This is a genomic window from Pseudidiomarina salilacus (assembly GCF_047323925.1).
GTDB classification, from domain to species: Bacteria; Pseudomonadota; Gammaproteobacteria; order Enterobacterales; family Alteromonadaceae; genus Pseudidiomarina; species Pseudidiomarina salilacus.
In genome coordinates this window covers 1462698-1478262 of sequence record NZ_CP178751.1, presented here as the reverse complement: position 1 = coordinate 1478262, position 15565 = coordinate 1462698, and the positions used below count along the sequence as shown (strand labels likewise).

Genomic DNA, 15565 nt, shown 5'->3' with positions numbered 1-15565 from the left:
TCGGTATTCGTGCGCTTTGCTGTTCGTACGCGCGATGCGCTGTTCGTTGTTCGAATAGTAAAGCAACGCTGAACGGACGAACAGCGAAGCGTACGACGGACGAAAACCGTTATTGGGGGTTAGATGAAACTGAATCAGTTGGAGATGTTGGTGCTGTTGGCAGAGACTGGCTCGGTGCAGGCGGTGTCGGAGCGCATGCATCGCACACAAGCCGCGGTGAGTATGGCCCTGAAAGGGCTAGAAGAGGATGTTGGAGTGCCACTGTTTGATCGTAGCGGCTATCGTTTGACGCTTTCGGCGCAGGGGCGGCAGTTCTTGCGGCAAGCAAGAGAGGTGGTGAAGCAGCATCAGCGCTTGCATTCTCTCGCGGCACAATTGCAAACGGGCGCTGAGCCGCAGTTACACATCACCTACGATTACACCTGCGCGCCGGCGGTGCTGTTTCCGGTATTGCAGCAGGTGCAGGAGCAGTTTCCTGCGACTGAGTTGCTTTTAAGCGGTGAATCACAATTGCGTGCGCTGCGTCGAATTCGTGAAGGCGAAGCAGAGCTTGCACTTTGCCCTTGGTTGCCGATCTTTCGTCAACATGGCGACTTTGAAACCGTGCGGGTACGCCCGTTTGAATTGTGGGTTGTCTGTGCGCCGGAATTATTAGGAGACGTTGCGGTTGAGCAACTGCAACGCCAAGATTTACTCGAGTTACCGATGCTGATTCCACAGAACCAAGACATCGGCATCGACCTTGATCAGATCATGCGCATTCCGAGTCAGCAGCGCATTCGCGTAAACGACTCTATTACCCAGCGGGAACTGTTGTTGGCCGGTATGGGTTGGGGAATTATCCCAGGTGATTTGATTGGCGACGCGCTCGAACGAGGAAGTCTGGTGCGCATCGACATTGCAGGATTCTTGACTCACGTAAATCTGGAGGTGCATTTGGTGCGCTCCGCGGAGAGAATCGCGGGTCCAGTAGAAGAAATGATTTGGCAGTTTTTTTCTAAAAGCAGCGACTCCGTTAGAAACGATTATATGCAATGAGTGTTCTGAGTTTGATGCGCGACAATTAGCCATCAATGTGTTGCACTCGAGTGGTTCAGGTTTGGTCTCTATCGTTAATATTCCACAACGCGCGGTCTACAGTTGGACGGGCGTGATGTCGCTGAACAACAAGGATCCAAAAAATCTGCAGGGCGAAGCGTACCATTTGGTTGCAGTCGATGTTCCAGCCAATTTACAGTCGGCACTCAAATCATTGTATGAGGCGATAGAACAGCCGATCGTTCTAGAAGATACAGGCATGTGGGATATCTTTATGTTCGCAACGATGCAAAACACCCAAGCGCGACATGACTGGGCAGTCAACCAAGGTGCATTCCAGTCGATGATGTCGGGAGTCATGGCCAGCGTCGGTGAACTTGTAAACCTATCGCCGTTTGATGTGTTAGCTGGATCACAGCATCGGGTTGAGTTCCCCGATGGGAGTTATGCAGTGATAGAAATGCCAACGGCCAGAATAGAACCTCGTGTGCTTTCGGCCATCGCTATTTACGGTCCTGATGGTAATAAATTGCCACTTCATCGTAATGACGTTGGCGGTACTTACATGTTTTCAAGCGAAGCGGGTATTGCTAAGTTCAACGAAGCGCTTGGACGTATTGGTGTACCAGTGTTCGATTTACGCTGGGACCCTACTTGTGCAAACTGCAAGGTTGTTGTCTCCTGCGACACAAGCGACCCAGCTGCACCAAGCTGTGCAGCTGAGACGAGTCGTTAATTACTTAACGATTTGGGAATTATAAAAACGTCCGTAAAGCACTTGCGCGCCACGGCGCTAGGTTTGGCGTCGAGCCACCAGCCGTGTCGGCTAGGCGCGCGTCATTGGCGAGGCGCTCGCCAGACAGTGCCAGCTCATTTTTTGCATGAGCGAGAGAATCCGCGCGTACGCTTGCCATGATGTTTTGTTGTGCTATATCGAGCTCGTGATCGAGCGAGCCTTGATACGATTGCTGCGAATAGGTAAAGGTATAAACAGCGTCAGGCTTGAGAACCAATTGCTCAACCTCAAAAGCGTGAACGGTAGTGAACGAAGCTGCAAGCAAACATGCAGCAGAGACTCCTTTTAAAGTAGAACCAAATGTTGTTTTCATATAAAGGCCCCCCACGTGACCTAATCAATAAGAGTAGTTTCTGTTTATTAGGATAGCCAGGAAGTGTGAAAGGTTTATTTCTGTTCCGAGAACATTCGCAACCAAGTGTAAGCAGTTGTAAACATCGTTAGTCGTGAATCGATAGGGGTGCGCGAATGAACCTCACCCTAACGAACCACGAATAACGGTTAACGGCTTTATTCATGTGATTTATGCCAAAGATTACCTGTTATGCGCTCGTATGAATTTTAATTCAGCGCCAAAACCCCTATAATTGCGCCAAAATTTTCACCCCCAATTTCACTCGCATAGCAAAGTAGAGGTAATCTGTGCTGCAAGACTATCGTAAGCATGTAGAAGAGCGCGCTGCTGAAGGCATCCCACCGAAGCCACTAACAGCAGAACAAGTCGCAGATCTAGTCGAATTATTGAAAAACCCACCCGCTGGCGAAGAAGATTTTCTCGTTGAGCTGATTTCTGAGCGCGTGCCTCCGGGCGTTGATGAAGCTGCCTATGTTAAAGCCGGCTTTTTAGCGGCTATCGTTAAAGGCGAAGCGACCAGCCCAGTGATCAGCAAAGATGCAGCTGTATCCTTGCTCGGCAATATGCACGGCGGTTACAACATTGTCACTTTGGTCGAGCTACTTGATGACGCTGAATTAGGCGAACTCGCTGCAGCAGAATTGAAACACACCTTGCTGATGTTCGATGCGTTCCACGACGTTGAAGAGAAAATGAAAGCCGGCAACGCGCTGGCGAAAGAAGTGATTGAGTCTTGGGCAGACGCTGAGTGGTTCACCAGTCGCAACGAAATGCCTGAAGCGATTAAAGCGACGGTCTTCAAAGTTACCGGTGAAACCAACACCGACGATTTGTCACCAGCACCTGATGCTTGGTCACGTCCAGATATTCCTTTGCACGCTAAAGCTATGTACAAAATGCCACGCGAAGGCGTAACGGATGCGGCGAAGCAAATCGAAGAACTGAAAGAGAAAGGCCATCCGGTTGCCTTCGTCGGCGATGTGGTCGGTACCGGTTCTTCACGTAAATCAGCCACCAACTCAGTGTTGTGGTTTATCGGTGAAGACATGCCTGGTACGCCGAACAAGCGTGCTGGCGGTATCTGTATTGGTGGCAAGGTCGCACCTATCTTCTTCAACACTATGAAAGATGCAGGCGCATTGGTGTTCGAAGCAGACGTTGAAAAAATGAACATGGGCGATGTGATTACCATCTACCCATACGCAGGCAAAATCGAGAACGAAGCGGGCGAAGTTATCGCTGAATACGACTACGCATCGCGCGTCATTCTTGACGAAGTGCGTGCCGGCGGGCGGATTAACTTGATCATCGGCCGTGGCTTGACTGAGAAAGCGCGTGAAGCTTTGGGCATGGGCCCTTCAGACTTGTTCTTGAAGCCAGAACAGCCAGCTGATTCAGGCAAAGGCTTTACCCTTGCGCAGAAAATGGTTGGTAAAGCATGTGGTATGGACGGCGTACGTCCAGGTACCTACTGCGAACCGAAAATGACCACCGTTGGTTCACAAGACACTACCGGTCCAATGACCCGTGACGAGCTGAAAGACTTGGCTTGTTTGGGCTTCACTGCCGACTTAACCATGCAGTCATTCTGTCACACCGCGGCGTATCCGAAGCCAGTGGATATCGAAACGCAGCATACTTTGCCTGACTTCATTATGAACCGTGGCGGTGTTTCGTTGCGTCCAGGTGACGGTATCATCCACAGCTGGTTGAACCGTATGTTGTTGCCTGACACCGTAGGTACCGGCGGCGACTCGCACACGCGTTTCCCACTCGGGATTTCATTCCCTGCAGGTTCTGGCTTGGTGGCGTTTGCTGCGGCGACGGGCGTTATGCCATTAGACATGCCAGAGTCAGTATTGGTGCGCTTCAAAGGCGAAATGCAGCCAGGTATTACGTTGCGTGACTTGGTGCATGCGATTCCTGCATTTGCGATTAAAGAAGGCTTGTTGACCGTTGAGAAGCGCGGCAAGAAAAATGCGTTCTCAGGTCGGATTCTAGAAATCGAAGGCTTGGATCATTTGACTGTAGAGCAAGCATTTGAGTTGTCTGACGCTTCGGCTGAACGCTCAGCTGCCGGCTGCACTATTAACCTGTCAGAGGAATCAGTTGCTGAGTACCTGCGTTCGAACATCACCATGTTACGTTGGATGATCAACGAAGGCTACGGTGATGCGCGTACCCTTGAGCGCCGTGCTCAGAAAATGGAAGAGTGGTTAGCGAACCCATCACTGATGCGCGCTGACGCTGACGCAGAATATGCAGAAGTCATCGAAATTGATTTGGCTGACATTAAAGAGCCGATTGTTTGCTGCCCGAACGACCCAGACGACGCTAAGTTTTTGAGCGAAGTAGCTGGCGATAAAGTTGACGAAGTGTTTATCGGATCGTGCATGACCAACATCGGTCACTTCCGCGCTGCCGGTAAATTGCTTGAGAAAAACTCAGACGAGCTGAACACGCGTTTGTGGATTGCACCACCGACCAAGATGGACGAAGCGCAACTGCGCGAAGAAGGTTACTACAACATCTACGCCAACAATGGCGTGCGTACTGAAATGCCGGGCTGTTCACTGTGCATGGGTAACCAAGCACGCGTCGAGCCAGGTGCGACCGTACTGTCGACCTCAACGCGTAACTTCCCGAACCGCTTGGGTGACGGCGCCAATGTTTACCTGACGTCAGCTGAACTCGCTGCCGTGGGTGCGATTCTTGGTAAACTGCCAACGCCTGCTGAGTACATGGAATACGCCGCCGACATTAACTCAATGGCTGGCGAAGTCTACAAGTACCTCAACTTCGACCAAATGGATGCATTCCGTGCCGCAGAAGCTGCTGCGAAACAGAATATTATCCCGACCATCGAAGTAGCATAAGCGGCGCAATATATCTATTTGGATATATTTATATCGTTTTAAGTATAAAGCGCGACCTCTCTGGTCGCGCTTTTTTTTGCCCCGAGAAAGTGCGCCAAGAAAGGGCAGCCCTTTTTAGCTGGTTTTGGGGGTTAGAAAGGGCAGCCCTTTCTTGGGGGGGGTTGGGGTTGCAGGCCTTTAGATTTGGGTGAGTCGTCGATGTGAATTTTGCAGGTAGAGCAGTGATAAAAACGCTGCAAAAAATGGCACGTTGAGCCGCTCGTTGATGCTATCGGTGTGAACAAAATTTGCCTTAGTGTTGAGTTCGACGATTTGCACTTTATTGTGCTGTTGAAACAACAGGTCGATGCCAATCAGCGCGTATCGATAGGGTGAACTTGCGGTAATTAAGGGCTCGAGCACGGGGTTCAATTGGGCAAGTGCACTAACAATAGAAGCCAATTTCTCCGGGTAGTCGGGTAAGTCAGCGAGCGTTGCCATTTTTACGCAGCCGTCGGGTTTGTAATAGTCGGCATGGTCCACTTGTGCAGAGAAATCTGTTGAGGCAGCGTCAAATGGAGCACCGTGAATCATTACAAAGCCATCATCGAAGCAATAGACGTGCTTATTGAATATAAACACGTATGCACGTGCTGTATATTTGCGCCCGTCGAAGAGCTCCAAGTCGGTAATTTGCGTTTGCAGAATGTGATGGTTGGGGAGCTGTAACCTGTTGAGTTCGCGATGCCTGATGCACTCAATACCCCGTCCACCGGTAGCGTAAACGGGCTTCATAAACCAGATAGAGTTAGCGTCTCGCGATAACGTCTGGGCTTCAGCAACAGATTCAAAAGTGTATGGAACTAAGTGTCCTTCCAGACCCAACCTCTTCGCCTCGCGCGCGAGAAACTTCTTGCTATCAACGCGTTGCAGCACATCATTACTTACCAATCGAAATACGTCGGTGTTGACTGCCGGGGGGTCGCCGTAAAAGACATCCCAGTAACTAAAGGGGCGCAAGTGACGTAAAAGCGCAAACTGTAAAGACAGTTTGCGCATCGCCTCTTCAACAATCCGTGTCGCTCGATTGGCGTAAACTTTGGGATAGATGAAGTTCACTTTGTGCCTCCGCGAGTTGTCTATGGTCCGGTGACACGAGCTTGATTTTTAAATCTTGAAGAATTTAATGGTTAGTGGGTAGTCCTGAACAATCCCGTCTTTGGCCCGAATCGCGCCAATAATGGCAAAAACCACGTGACAGATCGCCAACGCGAAGACCATTGCAAAGCCAACAAGTATTACCATCAGGATGACGCTAATTACGCCGTAAATAAAGGCGGAAATAATCCAGTTAAATACGACCTTTCCATTGGCATCGATGTAGGGATTGGTATCTCGTTTAATAAGCCACATCACCAGCGGGACAATCAATCCAGCGAGTGGTATAAGATACCCGGCGAGCTGAGAAAGATGCAGCAGCATCGCATAGTTACGGTCCTCTTCACTCGGACCATTGATGATGACTTCTTCCCTTATAGGTTCCATAACATTTCTTCCTTTTGTTCGAGTTATTTCCCTAAGAGTTGACGTTTCTACACAAAATGTCAACGATTTCAGCGATTACTGAAGAAAGGGCTGCCCATTCTTTTGCAGCGCGCACAAAAAAGGAGGGCTGCCCCTCCTATTGGTTTTTGTAATGGCGAAAAGGCGGGACTAGACTTGTGCGTCGATCCAGTCGCGGACTTGCGTCTCCAAGACATCCAGCGGGATGCTGCCGTTCTTTAGCACTTGGTGGTGGAATTCGCGAAGGTCGAAAGCATCACCCAAGGCGTCTTCGGCTTCGGCGCGTAACTGCTTGATCAGCATTTCACCTAACTTGTACGACAACGCCTGACCCGGCCATGTGATGTAACGGTCGATTTCAGTGCGCACGTTGTGCAAGCTCAACGCTGTGTTCGATGCCATAAAGTCCATCGCGCGCTCACGGCTCCAGCCCATGGCATGCATACCGGTATCTACCACTAAACGAGCGGCGCGCCACATTTCATAGCTTAAGCGGCCAAAATCACTGTAAGGGTCTTGGTAAAAACCAGCCTCTAACCCGAGCCACTCAGAATACAAGCCCCAGCCTTCGCCAAACGCAGAAATGTAAGTTTGCTGGCGGTAAGATGGCACACCTTCAAGCTCGCGCGCCAGAGCGATTTGTAGGTGGTGTCCAGGCACGGCCTCATGCAGCGTTAAGGCTTCGAGTTGATACAAAGGACGGCGGTCCAACGCGTAGGTATTCACCCAGTAAAAGCCTGCGCGGTCGTCACGTGCGGAACCCGAATAACGCCCAGTTGTGTACTTAGGCGCAATTTCAGCTGGCACAGGCTCTACCCCATAGGGCTGGCGCGGTAGCGTTTTAAAGAATTTCGGCAACTGACCGTCCATACGCTTAGAAATATAAGCGGCTTCCTTCAACAGCTCCTCTGCTGAAGAAGGATAAAAACGTGGGTCATTGCGTAAGAAGTCGACAAATTCCTCGAAGCTACCTTCGAAACCTGTTTTCTCAATCACCACGTCCATTTCGTTGCGAATACGCGCGACTTCCGCTAAACCTTTTTCGTGAATCTCTTCAGGCGTCAACGACAAGGTGGTGAAATGTTCGATGCGGTTTTGGTAATAAGCTAAACCATCAGGCAAAAACGATGCACCGACGGTGTCGCGACAATTGGGTAAGTAGGTCATCACCATAAAGTCAAAATACGACTGATAAGCAGGCAGCACATCAGCGTCAATCACCGAACGTGCCTGATCTTGCAAGGCTTGCCACTCGGCAGCCGAAACGAAGTGCGGGCGCTCGCCAGCGAGTGGTTCAAAGAACACGCTGTCGTCTGGTGATTGCACAATAAAAGCAGCAATACTGTCTTCGAAGCCCGCCATTGCCGCGGCCGGTTGGGTGTAGCCCTCAGCCATACCGCGCTCAAGCCAGGCAGTTTGCTCCTGCATATAACGCGGAATCGAGCTCAACTTCGCCACGTAATCTTGGTAGTCAGACAAGGAACGAAACGAGGTGCCGCGCACCATAAATGACAGGTTGCTGTGGAATCCACCTTCCGCATTCAAAGGCATATAGTGCTCGTTGAAATCGTAACTATCGACTTCATTTTGCAGACGGTAAGTCAGCATACGCCAATTAATAAATTCGTCAGCCGATAGTGCTGCTGAGTCAATCTCCAGCAACTCGTTGAGCCAAGCCCGTTGTTGCTCAGCGCGCTCAGCCAAGGCTTCGGGTGTCATGCTCGGTAACGATCGAGAGGTATCCTCACCGGCGTCTTGCATTTCTTCCCAAATACGCGATGCCATAGCACTAAAGCGGGCATCTTCAGAGGCAACAGTTGCAACTGGCGCATCCGCACGCGCATCAGTCGAAGTTCCAGAGCCGGGCGTACCCGCGCAGCCCGCTAAAGCCAAGGCCACAGCAACGGCCGTCAATGAATTCGTAAAGCGCTGAGGGAATCCCATAATTACTCCGTATAATTTTTGATTTCTTTCGGATATTCTTTGCTACACTGACTGAACAGTTTAAAACGGCAAACTAACACTGCAATACTATTGCGATAAACTAGCACAGTTCTTCGAGAAATAACCGCATTTGAGGAAGCTCATGGCGCAAGCGCAGAAAGGTATTTACGCTGAACCCAGTTTACATGGCATCACTTTGCAATTGAACGTTATGACAGACGATGTCATCAGCATTCGGCGTAAGCTTGCCCGCATTCCAGCCATGCTTGATGAACTTGATGAGCGTTTCTCAGAAGCGCTACTGACAGGTTATGTGGCGGTTGGCAGTGACTATTGGGACATTCTTTATCCGCAACAGCGACCACCGCAGTTTGGTAACTTTCCTGATTTGCGCGACGGTGATCGGCAAGCCCCGCGCGAACCTGTCGATTTACTCATCACCATTCGCTCGGACCGCTTTGACGTTAACTATTTTAGCGCCAGAGCCATTCTCGAGTGGCTTGGCCATGATGTCGAGTTGACCGAGCAAACGCCAACCTTTCGCTTTATGGACGGTCGCGACCTCACCGGCTTCATAGACGCGCCGGAAAATCCGCGCGGCATCAGAAGACGCCAGTTGGCATTAATTCATGCTGACGATGACCCGGTATTTGCTGGTGGTAGCTATTTGTTCGTACAAAAATTCCGTCATGATCTGCGCCGTTGGGAGCAACTCGATCAAGCAGCGCAAGAACAAGTCATCGGTCGAAAAAAGCTCAATGGTGACCGTATCAGCGAGGCCCAACTCAGTGGCGTCTCACATACCCAAAAAGCGCGTTTGCAGAATGACCAAGAGCAGCCTCTGCATATGTTGCGGCAGAATATGCCGTGGGGAGATATGCGCGAACAGGGTCTCATGGGAATGTACTTTACGGGGCAGCCGCGCGATGTTATCCAATGGTTGAAGCAGCGCTATATTGCCGACGAAAACGGTGATTATGACCCCTTGCTGGATTACATCGAAGCGGTCACCAACGCCTGTTATTTCGTTCCGTCTCTCGATTTCCTTACGGGCGAAATCTAAGCTTCAAGAGACGTTTTCAAACAACTCACGCACTTTGGCGAGGGTAAAGTCGATTTCTGATACTTTCACCGGTGCAATAAAAATCGTGTCGTCGCCGGCAATAGTGCCAAGCACACCCTCTTTTTGGCCGACTGAATCAAGCAAACGCGCAATTAATTGTGCCGCGCCTGGAGAAGTGCGGATAATAACCATGACATCATTGTGCTGAATATCCAAAACCAATTGCGTTAATGGCGCACGCGTTGAGGGAATGCCGAGCTCCGCGGGTAAGCAGTAAACCATTTCTTGGCGCGCATTACGGGTTCGAACAGCGCCATATTTGCTCAACATGCGCGACACTTTTGATTGGCTAATATTGTCAAAGCCCAATGCCTTCAACGCATCTACTATCTCGCCTTGGGAGCCGTAACGTTCTTCTTTTAGTAACGCTTTAAATGCATCTAACATTGCATCTGGTTTGCCGTGCGCCATGTCTCAATCGTCCCCTCGAAATAAACAACTCACGCAGTCTAGCGCAAATTAACCTGAACGCCTAGCAAGCCGCTGACTCAGCCGCCAAGCAAGCCTATGTCTGGTTGTAATTTCGGCGGTTTTGCAGTAGTCTTTCGGCACCTAAATTTTCCCCAATAACTGGATGGAGTCTGAGATGAAAGTTGCAGTTTTAGGTGCAGCCGGCGGTATCGGCCAAGCACTCTCATTACTTTTGAAAACCCAATTACCTGCTGGTTCTAAGTTAGCGCTGTATGACGTCGCACCAGTTGTTCCAGGTGTTGCTGTTGATCTCAGCCACATCCCAACCGCGGTTGAAGTGAAAGGCTACGGTAAAGACGATCTTGCTCCTGCACTTGTCGGTGCTGACATCGTACTGATTCCAGCTGGTGTACCACGCAAGCCTGGTATGGACCGTTCTGACTTGTTCAATATCAACGCTGGTATCGTTGCTAATTTGATCGAAGCAATTGCCGATAACTGCCCAAATGCAGCGATTGGTATCATCACTAACCCAGTCAACACTACAGTTGCGATTGCCAAGCGCGTACTTGAAAAGAAAGGCGTATACAACAAGAACAAATTGTTCGGTGTGACCACGCTTGACGTTATTCGTGCGGAAACTTTCGTGGCAGAATTGCACGGTAAAAACCCGTCTGAAGTGACTGTACCGGTCATCGGCGGCCACAGCGGCACCACCATCCTGCCACTGTTGTCACAAACCGGCTTGAGCTTCACAGACGAGCAAATCGACAGCCTCACGAAGCGCATCCAAAACGCTGGTACTGAAGTCGTTGAAGCAAAAGCTGGCGGCGGTTCAGCAACGCTTTCAATGGGTCAAGCGGCAGCCCGTTTCTGCTTGTCTCTGGTGAAAGCTCTGCAAGGCGACGACAGCGTTGTAGAATGCACTTACGTTGAAACTGATGGCCAAGACGCATTGTTCTTCGCGCATCCAGTTCGTTTGGGTCCAAATGGTGTTGAAGAAATCCTGCCATACGGTGAGCTCAGCGCTTACGAAGAAAAAGCGAAAGCTGCCATGTTGGACGGCCTTAAAGGCGATATCCAAACTGGTTTAGACTTCGTTCAATAAGAGCGAATGACTAACACCCAAACGACGCCGGGTTTGCTCTATGCGCCCGGCGTTTTTGTATAAGCAGCTATCAAAACAGCTAAGAGTGCACCGATGCAGCTATTTGGCTTGACCATTCCCACCGACCGCGAAGCTCTGCTACCAACGCTCAGTGTTGCAGTGTTGTTGAGCCTCGTGATGCTGCTACCGGAGCAGTGGCGTGATGCGCTCATCATGCAGCGCAGCGCAATCAGTGACGGCGAGCATTTGTGGCAATTGCTCAGCAGCAACTTGGTGCATTGGAACGGCGCCCACCTCGGCCTCAACTTACTAGGTTTATTAGTGTGCTGGAGCCTATTTGTCGATCACCAAAAGGGTTGGCGTCCATGGTTGTGGTTGCCGGTGATTATGCTTAGCGCAACGAGCGCACAGTTTCTGTTCGACCCGACGGTTGAGTATTATGCCGGCTTTTCGGCCACTTTATATGGCATGTTCGGCTATTGCGCGCTGCATGATGTGTTGCACAAACGCTGGCTCGGAGCCCTAGTTCTGGTTGGCGTGCTCGGCAAGGTCGGCTATGACTTACTGTATCTGCCTGCTGACAGTGGTATCGCTTTTGCGGCACATGCAGGTGGCCTCGCGGCTGGACTTCTACTAGCGTTTCTTTGTAAAATCTTAACCTTAAACCACAGCCAAAGTGTGACATGAAGTTAACCGAAATCAATGCGTTAATGGCGGCCGATATGCAGGGCGTCAATCAGCTTATCAGCCGTGAACTCCAGTCTGACGTAGCCCTCATCAATCAGCTCGGTCTTTATATTGTCAACAGTGGCGGCAAGCGGTTGCGCCCGCTACTGGCGGTGACCGCTGCGCGCGCCGTTGGCTATGAAGGTGCAGGGCACTTAACCCTCGCTACTATTATCGAATTCATTCACACCGCCACACTGTTGCATGACGATGTGGTTGATGCTTCAGAATTGCGCCGCGGCAAAGAAACTGCTAACGCAGTATTCGGCAACGAAGCCAGTGTACTGGTGGGGGATTTTCTATACACCCGTGCATTTCAGCTGATGGTGACGCTGGATTCGATGAAGGTGATGAAAATTCTCGCCGATGCCACCAATATCATCTCGGAAGGCGAAGTCTTGCAGTTGATGAACTGTAATGACCCGAACACCACCGAGGCGAGCTATTTTGACGTGATTTACGGCAAAACTGGCAAGTTATTCGAAGCCGCCACGCAATTGGGCGCAGTGCTTGCGAACGAGTCGCAGCAAGTCGAAGACGCACTCGCAGCTTATGGGCGTCACCTAGGCACCGCGTTCCAATTGGTCGACGATTTGCTCGATTACACCGCCGACAGCGATGTTATGGGTAAGCAAGCCGGTGATGATCTTGCCGAAGGCAAACCAACCCTACCGTTGCTCTACGCCATGTGGCACGGTAACGATGAGGAATCTCAACTGATTCGCAAGACGATAGAGCAGGGCGATGGGCGCGAGCATCTGCAAACCATTCTCATGGCCATGCGTCGCACCGGAGCGCTGGATTACACGCGGGATCGGGCGCTTGCGGAAGCGGAGTTGGCGCAGCAGCAGCTGGAACTGCTACCGGCATCACAGCATCGCGATGCGCTGCACGCCCTCGCCGACATCGCAATCGATCGGGTTTCGTGATTCGTCCGTTCGGCTTAGCCTCTCTGTTCGTGCGAGCTGCGCTCTGTTCGAGCAACTCCGAACAGCGCAGCGTACGAATCACGAATAGCGAATATCGCTCTTGCTTTTAGCCCCAGAGGGGCTTATAATTCGCGCCCTAATTTAAATCTAACGTGCCCGCAAGGGTGAATCGGAGAAGAGTATGTACGCAGTATTCCAAAGTGGCGGTAAGCAACACCGTGTTACTGAAGGCCAAATCGTCCGCCTGGAAAAGCTGGAAGCGGCCACTGGTGAAGTGGTTGAGTTCGACCAAGTATTAATGCTGTCGAACGGTGACGACGTGAAAATCGGCGCGCCTTTTGTTTCTGGTGGCTCTATCAAGGCGGAAGTAGTCAACCATGGTCGTGCAGACAAAGTGAACATTATCAAGTTCCGTCGTCGTAAGCACCACATGAAGCGTCAAGGTCATCGTCAGTGGTTCACTGAAGTGAAAATCACTGGTATTAACGGTTAATTAAGGAGTAACGACACATGGCACATAAAAAAGCTGGTGGTTCAACCAAAAACGGTCGTGACTCAGAAAGTAAACGTCTGGGTGTAAAGCGCTTCGGTGGTGAAGCAGTATTAGCAGGTAGCATCATCGTGCGTCAACGTGGTACTAAATTCCACGCTGGTGACAATGTTGGTATCGGCCGTGACCACACTTTGTTCGCATTGGCGGACGGAAAAGTTTCTTTTGCGGAGAAAGGTCCAAAGAACCGCAAATACGTTAGCATCGTTACTGAATAAAACTCAGTTCGCTAACTGAAGAACAAAGAAACCCCGTCGGCAGTGGCGGGGTTTTTTTATACGGGTAGGTAGGAAATCATGAAGTTTGTAGATGAAGTCGAGATTCGCGTTGAAGCAGGCGACGGTGGCAATGGCACAGTTAGCTTCCGACGGGAAAAGTATGTCCCCAAAGGTGGCCCCGATGGTGGCGACGGTGGTGATGGCGGCGACGTTTATCTAGAAGCCGACGAAAACCTGAACACCCTGATCGATTATCAGTTCGAACGCATCCATCGCGCCCAGCGCGGTCAAAATGGTATGGGCAAGAACTGCACCGGTAAGCGTGGTGAAGACTTGGTGCTCTATGTGCCAGTGGGCACTCGCGCCACCGACCAAGACACTGGCGAAACGCTCGCCGATTTAACTAAGCACGGCATGCGTCGCATGGTCGCTAAAGGCGGTTTCCATGGCCTTGGCAATGCGCGCTTCAAAAGCAGTACCAATCGTGCACCACGACAAAAAACCATGGGTACGCCAGGCGAAATTCGCCCATTGAAGCTGGAGCTAATGTTGCTCGCCGACGTGGGGCTGCTCGGTATGCCAAACGCGGGTAAATCAACTTTTATTCGTTCAGTTTCTGCAGCTAAACCGAAAGTCGCGGACTATCCGTTTACCACCTTGGTACCAAACCTTGGTGTGGTGCGTCCGGCGCCACACGCAAGCTTTGTGATTGCTGACATTCCGGGCCTTATCGAAGGCGCGGCGGAAGGCGCTGGCTTGGGGATTCAGTTCTTGAAGCACCTTGAGCGCTGCGGCTTGTTATTGCACCTCGTTGATTTAGCACCTTACGATGGCACCGATCCCGCGGAACAAGCCGTCACTATTGTGCAAGAGCTTGAGCGCTACAGTCCAAAATTGGCAGACAAGCCACGCTGGTTAGTGGTCAACAAAATTGACTTACTGACTGACGAAGAAGCTGAAGAGCGTCTCGCAGAAGTCAAAGCCGCACTGAATTGGGAAGGCCCAGTTTACAAAATCTCGGCGTTGGCGAAAAAGGGCACTGAAGACCTCTGTAAGTCCATCATGACTTACCTTGAGCAGTTACCGAAAGCCGATGAAATCGAAGACGAAGCGCCGATAACGAAAGAATTCAAGTGGGACACTTATCATCAAGAGCAGCTTGACGGCTACGACGATGATGACGATGATGATGACTTCGACGATGACGACTACGACGTAGAAGTCATTTACCAAAAATAAGAGCGTTGTTCGCTATTCGTGCGTTCGGCTCTGCCTCACTGTTCGTCCGTGCTTCGCACTGTTCGAATAGCGAAGCGCACGAATATCGAATAGCGGAGCGTACGAAACACGGGTTTTTTATGCGGATTGCTTTGATTGCAGCCATGGCGCGGGATCGCGTCATCGGCAAAGACGGCGACATGCCGTGGCACCTACCAGCCGAACTCCAACACTTTAAACGCATCACCATGGGCAAGCCTGTCGTCATGGGCCGAGCAACCTATGAATCAATCGGTCGCCCATTACCTGGACGACTCAATATTGTCTTGAGCCGCAAACATCAACAACCTTTTACTGATGAAAAAGGTGTGGTCTGGGTGAACAGTCCCGAGCAAGCGGTGCAACAAGCGGGTGAGTGCGAAGAGCTCATGGTGATTGGTGGTGGTTACGTGTATCAAGAGTTTTTACCGCACGCACAACGCCTGTATTTAACTGAGATCGATCTCGCAGTTGACGGCGATACCTGGTTCCCTGATTTTCATGCAAGTGGAAACTGGGAAGTTCGTGAGCAAATCGAGCATCTGGCCGACAGCGATAACCCCCATGCTTTCGCGACGCTCGTTTATGAGCGCAGTACCGCGTAGCTTAAAGGTTTTCATTGTAAATGAAACGTAAAAGAACTTGCGGGTTTTAACAATTTATTCCGTTGTCAGGGCTTTTGGCTCGAGGTA

16 protein-coding genes are annotated in these 15565 nt (G+C 50.8%); 11 read left to right on the top strand and 5 right to left on the bottom strand.

The features are described 5' to 3' along the window. Positions 1–123 precede the first annotated feature (123 nt). Both ACJ8W9_RS07070 and ACJ8W9_RS07065 read left to right on the top strand, forming a co-directional pair. Complete coding sequence (locus tag ACJ8W9_RS07070; RefSeq protein WP_411359170.1) at positions 124–1038, top strand: LysR family transcriptional regulator; 915 nt, start codon at positions 124–126, stop codon at positions 1036–1038. A 37-nt stretch (positions 1039–1075) separates the two neighbouring features. Beyond that, positions 1076–1774 (top strand): hypothetical protein, encoded by a 699-nt coding sequence (locus ACJ8W9_RS07065; RefSeq protein WP_411360746.1) that lies wholly within the window; start codon positions 1076–1078, stop codon positions 1772–1774. Positions 1775–1793: 19 nt separating this feature from the next. Here the strand turns inward: ACJ8W9_RS07065 and ACJ8W9_RS07060 are convergent, their stop codons facing one another. Next, positions 1794–2147: a hypothetical protein gene (locus tag ACJ8W9_RS07060; protein WP_411360745.1), complete on the bottom strand. Its 354-nt coding sequence runs from the start codon at positions 2145–2147 to the stop codon at positions 1794–1796. Positions 2148–2476: 329 nt separating this feature from the next. Between ACJ8W9_RS07060 and acnB the strand changes: the two genes are divergently transcribed. Continuing rightward, on the top strand, positions 2477–5065 hold the full coding sequence (acnB, locus tag ACJ8W9_RS07055) for a bifunctional aconitate hydratase 2/2-methylisocitrate dehydratase (protein WP_411359167.1): 2589 nt from the start codon (positions 2477–2479) through the stop codon (positions 5063–5065). A 177-nt stretch (positions 5066–5242) separates the two neighbouring features. Here the strand turns inward: acnB and ACJ8W9_RS07050 are convergent, their stop codons facing one another. From ACJ8W9_RS07050 to ACJ8W9_RS07040, 3 genes are all read right to left on the bottom strand, one after another. Continuing rightward, positions 5243–6163 carry a hypothetical protein gene (locus ACJ8W9_RS07050; RefSeq protein WP_411360744.1) on the bottom strand — a complete coding sequence of 307 codons (921 nt, stop codon included), beginning with the start codon at positions 6161–6163 and terminating at the stop codon, positions 5243–5245. 48 nt (positions 6164–6211) lie between these two features. Beyond that, the gene (locus ACJ8W9_RS07045; RefSeq protein WP_411359165.1) at positions 6212–6589 is read right to left on the bottom strand and encodes a DUF4870 domain-containing protein; all 378 of its coding nucleotides are present in this window, start codon (positions 6587–6589) and stop codon (positions 6212–6214) included. A gap of 168 nt (positions 6590–6757) precedes the next feature. Then, positions 6758–8551, bottom strand: coding sequence for a DUF885 domain-containing protein (locus ACJ8W9_RS07040; RefSeq protein WP_411359164.1), 1794 nt, complete (start codon positions 8549–8551; stop codon positions 6758–6760). Between the two features lie 142 nt (positions 8552–8693). On the opposite strand from ACJ8W9_RS07040, the gene ACJ8W9_RS07035 reads away from it, so the two are divergent. After that, positions 8694–9614 carry a Dyp-type peroxidase gene (locus ACJ8W9_RS07035; RefSeq protein WP_411359163.1) on the top strand — a complete coding sequence of 307 codons (921 nt, stop codon included), beginning with the start codon at positions 8694–8696 and terminating at the stop codon, positions 9612–9614. Between the two features lie 3 nt (positions 9615–9617). Here ACJ8W9_RS07035 and argR read toward each other — a convergent pair whose 3' ends face one another. Continuing rightward, on the bottom strand, positions 9618–10085 hold the full coding sequence (gene argR / locus ACJ8W9_RS07030) for a transcriptional regulator ArgR (RefSeq protein WP_034731431.1): 468 nt from the start codon (positions 10083–10085) through the stop codon (positions 9618–9620). A 175-nt stretch (positions 10086–10260) separates the two neighbouring features. Between argR and mdh the strand changes: the two genes are divergently transcribed. The 7 genes from mdh (at position 10261) to folA (ending at position 15478) form a co-directional block, all read left to right on the top strand. After that, on the top strand, positions 10261–11193 hold the full coding sequence (gene mdh, locus ACJ8W9_RS07025) for a malate dehydrogenase (RefSeq protein ID WP_411359162.1): 933 nt from the start codon (positions 10261–10263) through the stop codon (positions 11191–11193). A gap of 93 nt (positions 11194–11286) precedes the next feature. Beyond that, complete coding sequence (gene rrtA / locus ACJ8W9_RS07020) at positions 11287–11880, top strand: rhombosortase (protein ID WP_411359161.1); 594 nt, start codon at positions 11287–11289, stop codon at positions 11878–11880. After that, positions 11877–12848, top strand: a complete 972-nt coding sequence (gene ispB, locus ACJ8W9_RS07015) for an octaprenyl diphosphate synthase (protein WP_411359160.1) — start codon at positions 11877–11879, stop codon at positions 12846–12848. Before rrtA ends, ispB begins: the two co-directional genes overlap by 4 nt. Positions 12849–13029: 181 nt before the next feature. Then, on the top strand, positions 13030–13341 hold the full coding sequence (rplU, locus tag ACJ8W9_RS07010; RefSeq protein ID WP_034731443.1) for a 50S ribosomal protein L21: 312 nt from the start codon (positions 13030–13032) through the stop codon (positions 13339–13341). 17 nt (positions 13342–13358) lie between these two features. After that, complete coding sequence (gene rpmA / locus ACJ8W9_RS07005; protein ID WP_034731445.1) at positions 13359–13616, top strand: 50S ribosomal protein L27; 258 nt, start codon at positions 13359–13361, stop codon at positions 13614–13616. Positions 13617–13694: 78 nt separating this feature from the next. Beyond that, positions 13695–14855, top strand: a complete 1161-nt coding sequence (gene cgtA / locus ACJ8W9_RS07000) for an Obg family GTPase CgtA (protein ID WP_411359159.1) — start codon at positions 13695–13697, stop codon at positions 14853–14855. A gap of 119 nt (positions 14856–14974) precedes the next feature. Next, positions 14975–15478: a type 3 dihydrofolate reductase gene (gene folA / locus ACJ8W9_RS06995; protein ID WP_411359158.1), complete on the top strand. Its 504-nt coding sequence runs from the start codon at positions 14975–14977 to the stop codon at positions 15476–15478. Positions 15479–15565 lie beyond the last annotated feature (87 nt).

Excerpts from the sequence above, each read along its gene's own strand:
- argR (WP_034731431.1), bottom strand. The coding sequence starts at position 10,085 with ATGGCGCACGGCAAACCAGATGCAATGTTAGATGCATTTAAAGCGTTA.
- ACJ8W9_RS07045 (WP_411359165.1), bottom strand. The coding sequence starts at position 6,589 with ATGGAACCTATAAGGGAAGAAGTCATCATCAATGGTCCGAGTGAAGAG.
- rplU (WP_034731443.1), top strand. The coding sequence starts at position 13,030 with ATGTACGCAGTATTCCAAAGTGGCGGTAAGCAACACCGTGTTACTGAA.
- ACJ8W9_RS07040 (WP_411359164.1), bottom strand. The coding sequence starts at position 8,551 with ATGGGATTCCCTCAGCGCTTTACGAATTCATTGACGGCCGTTGCTGTG.
- folA (WP_411359158.1), top strand. The coding sequence starts at position 14,975 with ATGCGGATTGCTTTGATTGCAGCCATGGCGCGGGATCGCGTCATCGGC.
- ispB (WP_411359160.1), top strand. The coding sequence starts at position 11,877 with ATGAAGTTAACCGAAATCAATGCGTTAATGGCGGCCGATATGCAGGGC.
- rpmA (WP_034731445.1), top strand. The coding sequence starts at position 13,359 with ATGGCACATAAAAAAGCTGGTGGTTCAACCAAAAACGGTCGTGACTCA.
- rrtA (WP_411359161.1), top strand. The coding sequence starts at position 11,287 with ATGCAGCTATTTGGCTTGACCATTCCCACCGACCGCGAAGCTCTGCTA.
- ACJ8W9_RS07035 (WP_411359163.1), top strand. The coding sequence starts at position 8,694 with ATGGCGCAAGCGCAGAAAGGTATTTACGCTGAACCCAGTTTACATGGC.
- ACJ8W9_RS07060 (WP_411360745.1), bottom strand. The coding sequence starts at position 2,147 with ATGAAAACAACATTTGGTTCTACTTTAAAAGGAGTCTCTGCTGCATGT.
- cgtA (WP_411359159.1), top strand. The coding sequence starts at position 13,695 with ATGAAGTTTGTAGATGAAGTCGAGATTCGCGTTGAAGCAGGCGACGGT.
- ACJ8W9_RS07070 (WP_411359170.1), top strand. The coding sequence starts at position 124 with ATGAAACTGAATCAGTTGGAGATGTTGGTGCTGTTGGCAGAGACTGGC.
- mdh (WP_411359162.1), top strand. The coding sequence starts at position 10,261 with ATGAAAGTTGCAGTTTTAGGTGCAGCCGGCGGTATCGGCCAAGCACTC.